We start from the raw sequence: 1,473 nt of genomic DNA on the forward strand, positions 1-1,473 counted from the left end.
ATCACAGGCAACGTCATCGAGCCCTGGCTCTACGGCTCGCCGACTGGGCTCTCGCCCTTGGCCATCATTGTCGCGGCGATCTTCTGGGCCTGGCTCTGGGGGCCATTGGGTCTGGTTTTGTCGACGCCCCTCACGGTCTGCCTCGTCGTACTCGGCAGGCACGTGCCGCAGTTCGAATTCCTCGACGTGCTGTTTGGCAATGAGCCGGTGCTCGAGCCTCATGCCCGGCTCTACCAGCGGCTGCTGGCCAGCGATCCTGAGGAAGCCACCGACCATGCCGAGGAAATTCTGGAGGAAAAATATCTGGTCGAATTCTACGACAAGGTCGCCATTCCGGCGCTTCTGCTCGGCGAGCAGGACCGCATCCGTGGCGTAATGGGCGACCAGCAGCGGCGGCAAGTGGCGGCCAGCGCCCAGATGCTCGTGGCCAATCTCGCCGACAGCGCCCAGGAGGAGGCGGCTGAGGACGATGAGCCGGCCGCGACCGGGGATGCCGGCGCGGATGCGGCAAAAGAGGCGGAGGGAGAGGGTGAGACCGATCCCCAACTGCCCGATGGCACCGACATGTCGGTTCTTTGTGCCGGCGGGCGTGGCGAACTCGACGATGCCGCCGCCGCCATGCTGGCGCAGGTGCTCGAAGTCCAGAGCGCCACTGTGTCGAGGGCGAGCTTCGCCGATATGGAACCGGCGAGCATTCGTCGCCTCGAACTCGACGCTGTCGACACCGTCGTGGTCGGCTTCCTGAACCGGGATTCCGTCAAGCACGCCCGCTTTCTGGTTCGCCGATTGAAGCGCGCCAAGGTCGCTCTGCGGGTGGGCATCATATTCTGGTCGGAGGCCGGCAACGACGACAAGGAGGCGGCCGCCAAGCTGGCCAATGACATCAATGCAGACTTCGTGGCGCATAGCATGGTCGACGCAGTGCGTGGCGCCCTGTCCAGGGGGCCGCCGGTCGCGCTCAAGCTCGCAGCCAAGCGTCGCTTGGGCCGGCGGCCGCCCGTCGCGAAGAAAGCGCCGCTTGCGGTTGCAAGCTGAGGCCGCCAGCGCCCCTTACGTCCAGAAATGGCACACCGTATGGAAGAACAACGGCGCGGCGAAGACCAGGCTATCGGCACGGTCCCTCATGCGGCCACGGCCTTCGATCAGGTGGCCTCAGTCCTTGACGCCCTGATCGTCTTCGAAGCGGCTGGCGTCACCTTCCGCTAGAAGGATTGTCGCCGCGACGGCACCGACCGCCAGCAGGTCATGACGCTCGCCACAGACGAGTTCATCCGCCGGTTCCTGCTCCATGTCTGCCGCGCGAGTTCCATCGCATCCGCCACTATGGCTTGCTCGCAGGCGGCTCTCGCGAGACTGCCTCGCGCTAGCCCGCCACCTGCTCGCGGCTGCGCCTCCGTCACGAACGATCCGCCGGCGGAACCGGACGCCTTCCGCCCGCAGTCCCCGTGCTGCGGCGGGCGTATGATCTAATAG

At 66.0% G+C, this 1,473-nt stretch carries 1 protein-coding gene and 2 pseudogenes; 2 read left to right on the forward strand and 1 reads right to left on the reverse strand.

Annotation, left to right across the window (positions count from 1 at the left end):
• Positions 1–1,035, forward strand: a 1,035-nt coding sequence (locus tag EN932_RS35930; protein ID WP_128369516.1) for an AI-2E family transporter, incomplete at its 5' end; no start/stop codon positions are given.
• A gap of 15 nt (positions 1,036–1,050) precedes the next feature.
• On the opposite strand, the pseudogene EN932_RS35935 reads toward EN932_RS35930, so the two are convergent.
• Positions 1,051–1,191, reverse strand: a pseudogene (locus EN932_RS35935) (phosphatidate cytidylyltransferase); the annotation flags it as partial.
• Between EN932_RS35935 and EN932_RS35940 the strand changes: the two are divergent.
• A pseudogene (locus EN932_RS35940) lies at positions 1,189–1,349 on the forward strand (transposase); the annotation flags it as partial. The pseudogenes EN932_RS35935 and EN932_RS35940 sit on opposite strands and share 3 nt — an antisense overlap.
• Positions 1,350–1,473 lie beyond the last annotated feature (124 nt).

Source organism: Mesorhizobium sp. M7A.F.Ca.US.002.01.1.1, from assembly GCF_004022955.1.
In the GTDB taxonomy this organism is placed as follows: domain Bacteria; phylum Pseudomonadota; class Alphaproteobacteria; order Rhizobiales; family Rhizobiaceae; genus Mesorhizobium; species Mesorhizobium ciceri.